This is a genomic window from Clostridium sp. CAG:221, assembly GCA_000435835.1.
Classification (GTDB): Bacteria; Bacillota; Clostridia; order Clostridiales; family Clostridiaceae; genus Clostridium.
In genome coordinates this window covers 1-7,674 of the sequence record FR883377.1, presented here as the reverse complement: position 1 = coordinate 7,674, position 7,674 = coordinate 1, and the positions used below count along the sequence as shown (strand labels likewise).

Here is a 7,674-nt window from a genome sequence, read left to right as displayed (position 1 = left end):
TCCCACTACCATTAGATTATGTTAAACATAATAATGATTTATTTATGCTTAAAGTAAGTGGCAGCAGTATGATTAAAGCAGGTATACTTGATGGAGATTTGGCTATAATTGAAAAAACTCAAACTGCATCTAATGGTGATAAGATTGTTGCTTTAATAGAAAACGAAGCAACCCTTAAAACTTTCTATAGAGAAAATGATCATATAAGATTACAACCTGAAAATGATGAGATGGAACCAATTATCGTTGATAACTGCAGTATACTTGGTAAGCTTATAGGTATATATAGAACATATTAAAAAAGAGAACCTTTTTAGGTTCTCTTTTTTATGGATAATTTTATTAATTAAAACTATATTATATTATTTAAAGCTAAAAGTACACCAATTTTAGCATGATCAAATGTTAATCCACCTTGTAGATAAGCGATGTAAGGTTCTCTGATTGGTGCATCAGCAGATAATTCTATTGAAGATCCTTGAATGAATGCTCCAGCTGCCATAATTACCTCATCTGTATAACCAGGCATTGCCCATGGCTCGCATTCAACAAATGAATCAATTGGTGATCCTTTTTGAATACCCTTACAGAATTTAATAAGATTTTCCTTATTACCAAACTTAATAGCTTGTATTATGTCACTTCTCTTATCTGTGTATTTTGGTAATACGTCAAAACCAGCAAGTTCCATAATTCTTGAGCAGAAGATTGCTCCTTTAACAGCCTCCATAGCTATATGAGGTGCTAAGAATAATCCTTGGAATAATTGTCTCATAACACCAAAAGTAGAACCACACTCTCCTCCTATCCCTGGAGTAGTTAATCTGTAGCTAGCTTGTTCAACGTACTTAGCTTTACCTACAATATATCCACCTGTTGGCGCAATTCCGCCACCAGCATTTTTAATTAATGAACCAGCAATTAAGTCAGCTCCCACATCAGTTGGTTCAATTGTATCAATAAACTCTCCATAGCAGTTATCAACAAAGACTACCACATCTTCTCTAATTGATTTAACTAGCTTAATTATTTCTCCTATCTCTGATACTAAGAATGAGTTTCTCCAACCATAACCTGTACTTCTTTGAATATGTACAAGCTTTATACTCTTGTCTTCCTTTAAAACTTGTGTAATTTTTTCAACATCGAATTTTCCGTTTAGTAAGTCTACTTGTTTGTATTTTACACCATATTCTTTAAGAGATCCGATGTTTTCTTTACCATTGATACCAATTATATTATGTAATGTGTCATATGGAGCTCCTGAAATACATACCATAGTATCCCCTGTTCTTAAATTTCCCATTAAAGCACAACCTATAGCGTGAGTTCCATTTACAAAATGAGGTCTTACTAAAGCGCTTTCTGCATTGAATACTCTTGCATATACTTTGTCTAAACCTTCTCTTCCTATATCATCGTATCCATATCCTGATGAATTGGTAAAATGAGAATCACTTATTCTTTCTTCCTGGAAAGCATGTAAAACCTTTAATTGATTATATTCTCTTATTTCATCATAAACTTTTAATTGATCTTCAATATCATTTAATGCTTGTTTATATAATTCAAAAACATTATGCTTTATCTTATACTTATTAACTAGTAAGTTTTCCGTTAAATTAATCATCTTTATCCTCCATTATCTTGTTACTATGACTATTATATATAATTAATTTGTAAATATAAAGTATTTATATAAAAAAAGATGAAAGATTAACTTTCATCTTCTTTACCATATTCATTACCATCAGTAAATAGAATAGGTTTGTTTGGAGAAATTGTAGTTATTGCATGTTTATAAACCATCATTTGTTTACCTTCAGAATCTAATATAACTGTAAAATTATCGAATCCCTTTACTAGTCCTTTTAGAAGAAATCCATTGGTTAGATATATAGATACTGGCATTTTGCTTTTTCTTGCACCGTTAAGAAAAATATCCTGTAAATTATTTTGTTGTTTATTCAACATAACCACCTCCATAATATAGCAATATGTTAATTAAAATTATAGCCCTATTACTTATTAATGTCATTAACTATTTTATCTAAAATCTCATCATCAGACATCTCGTCCTTATTTAAAAACACTGCTCTTGGATCCTTTCTAAACCAAGTTAACTGCCTTTTTGCATAATTTCTAGAACCCTGCTTAACCATATCCATGCTTTCTTCTAAAGTAATTAGTCCATCTAAATACAATAACACTTCTTTATAACCTATTCCTTGCATTGACTGCATAGAAGAAGTATACCCTAATTTCTTTAATTTAATACATTCATCTAGTAAGCCCTTTTCATACATAATTTCTACTCTTTTATTTATTCTTTCATAAAGCTTTGCTCTATCCATATTTAACACATAATAATGAACATCATATTTGCTTTTATATAAATCATCACCGGCATTATATGAGCTAAAAGGCTTACCAGTGAGTTTATATACTTCTAGGGCTCTAATAACTCTCTTCCTGTTATTTGGATGAATTGCCTCATAGCTTATAGGATCAATTTCTTTTAACATATTATGCACATATTCTGGCCCCTCTTCATCCATAAGCTTACTTAATTCATCTCTATATTCATCGTCCTTTTCTGACTCTGTAAAATTCATGTTACATGTTAGCGCATTGATATATAACCCTGTTCCACCAGTAAGAATAGGTAGTTTTCCTCTGCTCAATATATCTTTAATAGCTTTTTCGGCCATATCTTTGTAATCTGCAACAGAAAAAGCTTTGTCTGGCTCAACTACATCTAGCATATGATGTTTTACGCCCTGCATTTCTTCCTCTGTTATTTTAGCTGAACCTATATCCATGCCTTTATAAATCTGCATAGAATCAGTAGAAACTATTTCACCATTTAAGGCTTTTGCTAATCTAATTGATAGTTCTGTTTTACCTACTGCTGTGGGACCAGCTAGTACTAAGATTTTATCTTTCATATGTTTTCCTTTCTAAACAATCCTTTTAAATTTCTTATCTAATTCATAATTTGTCATTTTTATAATTATAGGCCTTCCATGAGGACAATGGAAAGGATCTTCAATGTATCTTAATTGCTCAATAAGCTCTTTCATTTCTATTTCAGTAAGATAATCATTTGCTTTAACCGCTGCTCTACAGGCCATTGATGCAATTTTGTTTATTTTAACCTCTACAGTCTTTCCACTTCCCATATTCTTTAAATTATCTATCATATCTAAGAATAATTTTTTAGAATCAAGCTTCCCTAAAAAATACGGAACTTCTTTTAAAGAAATTGTATTATCACCAAATTCATCGATGATAAAACCAGATTCCTCAAAAAGATTCTTATTTTCAGTATAGCACTCATAATCATCTATGGACAATTCAAGCACCATTGGGATTAGCAACGGCTGAATAATGGTATTTTTCTTTTCAATATCATTACGATACTTTTCAAATAAAATCTTTTCATGAGCTGCATGTTGATCAATTATATATAGACAATCTAGATATTCTGCCAGTATATATGTTTTATTAAATTGTCCAATAACCCTTAAGTCTGCAAATTTTGCCACTGGAACTTTTTCATCAACCTTCTCTTTAGTTTCATATTGTTCTTCATAATAATTTTCCGTATAAGATTGACTATATGAAGTTTCTTCATAATTAACAGTTGGTTCTATATGCACATCATTTTTAATGGTATTTTTACCAACTGTAGCAGCTTTTAATTCATTGTAGATATTTTCTTCCTTTTTAATATCATTCATAGTTACAGAGCTATATATGTCGTTTATGGAAGGTTCTTTTAGCAAACTGCTTTTTGTTTCAAGCAAATCTATCTGTTCCCTTTTCTCACCACTTATAGGTTGCTCTTCAATCAATAAAGGACTTTGAATATTAACATTCACATTTAGTTGCTCTTGATCAGTGGCAAAACTGTTAAATACATCATTCTTTAAAGCACTATGAACAGTATCAAAAACAGCCTTAAAGATCATTCTTTCATCTTTAAATTTTATTTCTGCTTTTGTTGGATGAATATTTACATCTATATTATCAGCAGGAATATCAATAAATAATACAAAGAAAGGAAATTTATTAACTGTTGAAAAAGATTTAAAAGCATTTTCCACTGCTGCAACAACAGTTTTATTCTTAATATATCTATTATTTACATATATACTTTGATTATTTCTAGATCCACGAGCAATAGATTCTCTTCCAACATAGCCATATATCCTAATATAACTATCCTCATGATTAGAAAATTCTATTATATCTTCATAAATAGTTTTACCATAAATGGTTCTAATGGTAGATGCTAAATTATTATCTCCATAAGTTAAAAGAACCTTTTTATGATTATTAAATAATTTAAAGGATATATCAGGATAAGAAAGTGCTATTCTTGTAACAATATCATTAACAAGAGAGCCTTCTCTTGAAGTAGTTTTTAAAAATTTCTTTCTAGCTGGAACATTAAAAAATAAATTCCTTACTTCCATAATGGAGCCAGTATTCATTCCTATATCATTTATTGATAATACTTCACCAGCAGAAATTGATATTTCCTTACCAAAATTAGCATCGGCAGTCTTACTTCTAAAATTAACTTTTGAAACAGAGGCAATGGAAGGCAATGCCTCACCTCTGAATCCTAAAGTGTTTATATTATAAATATCATCAACAGACACTATTTTTGATGTAGCATGTGGAAGAAATGCTTTTGAAATATCATCAGCATAAATTCCAACTCCATCATCTATGACACGTATTAGCTCTATACCACCTTCTTCTATTTCAATGGTAATATTTTTAGCACCAGCATCAATAGAATTTTCCACCAGTTCTTTTACTACTGAAGCAGGTCTCTCTACAACTTCACCAGCTGCAATTTTATTAGAAGTATGCTCATCTAATATATTTATTCTTTTCATCATAGTGCCTCACTTACATGTTTTTAGATTTTTGTACTATTTCAAATAACTTATTCATTGCGTCAAGTGGTGTCATGGTCATGATTTCTATTGCTGAAATTTCTTTAATTAAAGCTTCCTTTTCAATCATGGTGAAATCCATCTGTACCGTTGTATTATTTGCTACAGAAATCTTATCTTCTTTTGTAGGAGTTATTTCTAAATCTACTGCTGCTTCTTTTTTTATTTCAATTACAGATTTCTGTATTTCTTCCTCTGTGTTAATTCCTGCTTGTGTATTTTTTTCTTCAATATCTTTTTTACTTACGTTATGATTGCTAAATAATTCATGGGTTTCATCAAAGGATTTCTCACCTTCAAGTTTTTGAAGAATTTCTTTAGCTCTTTCAATAACATCCTCTGGTAATCCTGCAAGCTTTGCCACTTCTATACCGTAAGATTGATCAGCACCGCCTTCAACTATCTTTCTTAAGAAGATTACCTCACCAAGTTTTTCTGTCACAGCAACAGAATAATTCTTTACACCTTCAATAACGCCTTCTAATTTAGTAAGTTCATGATAGTGAGTTGCAAATAAGGTATTACATTTTAATGTTTCTTTATTACACATATACTCTATCACTGACCAAGCAATACTTAATCCATCATATGTAGATGTTCCTCTTCCAACTTCATCTAATAGAACCAAACTCTTAGAAGTAGCATTCTTTAATATATTGGATACTTCCCACATTTCAACCATGAAAGTTGACTTTCCACCAGCTAAGTCATCTGATGCTCCTATTCTTGTAAAGATTTTATCAGAAATAGAAATATTAGCACTGCTTGCTGGAACAAATGATCCTATTTGAGCCATTAAGTTAATTAACGCTACTTGTCTCATATAAGTTGATTTTCCAGCCATATTAGGTCCTGTAATAAGCAGGAATCTATCTTTATTTCTATTTAAATGAGTATCATTACAAATAAATTCACCTTTGCCTATTACTTTTTCTACAACTGGGTGACGACCTTCTTTTATTTCAAATATACCCTCTTCATTAATTTGTGGTTTTATATAGTTATTTTCTAAGGCAATTAAAGCCATAGTTGAAATAACATCTAGCGATGATATTATATGGGCAGTCTTTTTAAGTCTTGCTATTTCCTTTTCTACTTTATCTCTTACTTCAACAAATAATTGATACTCTAAAGCAATAAGCTTTTCTTCAGCACCTAATATTTTTTCTTCCATGACTTTTAATTCTTCAGTAATGAATCTTTCAGCATTGGCAAGAGTTTGTTTTCTTATATAACGACCTTCAGGAATAGTTGCATAATTAGCTTTAGATATTTCTATATAATAACCGAAGACTTTATTATAACCAACTTTCAATGAACGTATGCCAGTAAATTCTCTTTCTTTATTTTCAAGTTCTGCAATCCACTGCTTACCATTAAGCTTTGCACTTCTAAGCTCATCTACTTCAGCAGAATATCCATTATTTATAATATTTCCTTCTTTTAATGAAATTGAAGGATCAGCAATAATTGCAGAATTTAATAATTCATTTAAATCATCTAATGTATCTAATGAATTATACCATTCCCTTAGCAATGGTGCATTTAAGCCATTTAAAACAGCTTTTATAGCTGGGAGCTTTTGTAATGATGATTTTAATGAAACTAAATCTCTAGCATTAACATTCTTGTTGGAAATCTTACCTACAATTCTCTCTATATCATAAACATCCTTAAGAGCTTCTCTAATTTCCTCATTTATATATGTGTTATTATATAGTTCTTCCACAGATGTTAATCTATTTTCAATTTCATCCTTCTTTATTAATGGTTCTTCAATCCACTTTCTTAAAGTTCTTCCTCCCATTGCAGTGGCTGTCTTATCTAAAACCCAAATAAGGCTTCCCTTTTTAGTCTTATCCCTTAAGTTTTCAGTAAGTTCTAAGTTTCTTCTAGAACTACTGTCAATTGACATATAGTTTATAATGTCATATGTCTCTAAAAGATTTATATTAGATAAACTTATCTTTTGTGTTTCTAATATGTATTTTAATAAGGTAGCAGAAGATTTCTTTGCTCTCTTATCAAGATTCCTTAAATCTAAAGAGGCAAATTGGGCTACCATTTCTTCATCGCTGCAAGAAAATTCATCGAAGTCCTTAATAGTAACTAAAGCGTTACTTACACCTTTAATATCATTTTCTAAGTTTTCATAAATGTTTTTATCTATAAGAATTTCCTTTGGTGAAATTTTTGATATTTCATCAAGAAGGCTTGCCTTTGAAGCAGTAAATGATGTTGTTTTAAATTCACCAGTGGAAATATCAGAAGAGGCTACCCCATATATACCATCTTCTTCATAGATGGATAACATATATACATTTTTGTATTCTTCTTCTGTTGTATTTTCTACAAAAGTACCTGGTGTGATAACTTTTATTACATCTCTTTTAACTATCCCTTTAGCCGCTGCAGGATCTTCCACTTGTTCACCAATGGCAACCTTATATCCTTTATTAACTAATTTAGATATATATGAAGTAGCTGCATGAAAAGGAATCCCACACATAGGTGCTCTTTCTTCTAAACCACATTCTCTACCTGTCAAAACTAGCTCCAGTTCTTTAGATGCTATCTTTGCATCTTCAAAGAACATTTCATAAAAGTCACCTAATCTATAAAAAAGAATACAATCCTTGTATCTTTCCTTAATTTCAACGTATTGTCTCATCATTGGCGTTAATGCCATGATACATCCCTC

At 30.6% G+C, this 7,674-nt stretch carries 6 protein-coding genes; 1 reads left to right on the top strand and 5 read right to left on the bottom strand.

What is annotated here, in order from left to right:
• A partial coding sequence (locus Q5O44_RS03265; RefSeq protein ID WP_302637288.1) for a S24 family peptidase occupies nt 1–299 on the top strand: 299 nt, incomplete at its 5' end.
• 53 nt (nt 300–352) lie between these two features.
• On the opposite strand, the gene Q5O44_RS03260 is transcribed toward Q5O44_RS03265, so the two are convergent.
• From Q5O44_RS03260 to mutS, 5 genes are all read right to left on the bottom strand, one after another.
• On the bottom strand, nt 353–1,630 hold the full coding sequence (locus Q5O44_RS03260; RefSeq protein ID WP_022166958.1) for a methionine gamma-lyase family protein: 1,278 nt from the start codon (nt 1,628–1,630) through the stop codon (nt 353–355).
• Between the two features lie 86 nt (nt 1,631–1,716).
• On the bottom strand, nt 1,717–1,971 hold the full coding sequence (hfq, locus tag Q5O44_RS03255) for an RNA chaperone Hfq (RefSeq protein WP_291661232.1): 255 nt from the start codon (nt 1,969–1,971) through the stop codon (nt 1,717–1,719).
• 50 nt (nt 1,972–2,021) lie between these two features.
• Nucleotides 2,022–2,948, bottom strand: coding sequence for a tRNA (adenosine(37)-N6)-dimethylallyltransferase MiaA (miaA, locus tag Q5O44_RS03250; protein ID WP_022166956.1), 927 nt, complete (start codon nt 2,946–2,948; stop codon nt 2,022–2,024).
• 12 nt (nt 2,949–2,960) lie between these two features.
• Nucleotides 2,961–4,913, bottom strand: a complete 1,953-nt coding sequence (gene mutL / locus Q5O44_RS03245) for a DNA mismatch repair endonuclease MutL (protein WP_022166955.1) — start codon at nt 4,911–4,913, stop codon at nt 2,961–2,963.
• A 13-nt stretch (nt 4,914–4,926) separates the two neighbouring features.
• A complete protein-coding gene (gene mutS / locus Q5O44_RS03240; protein WP_022166954.1) occupies nt 4,927–7,662 on the bottom strand; it encodes a DNA mismatch repair protein MutS in 2,736 nt (911 codons plus the stop codon).
• Between the last annotated feature and the right edge of the window lie 12 nt (nt 7,663–7,674).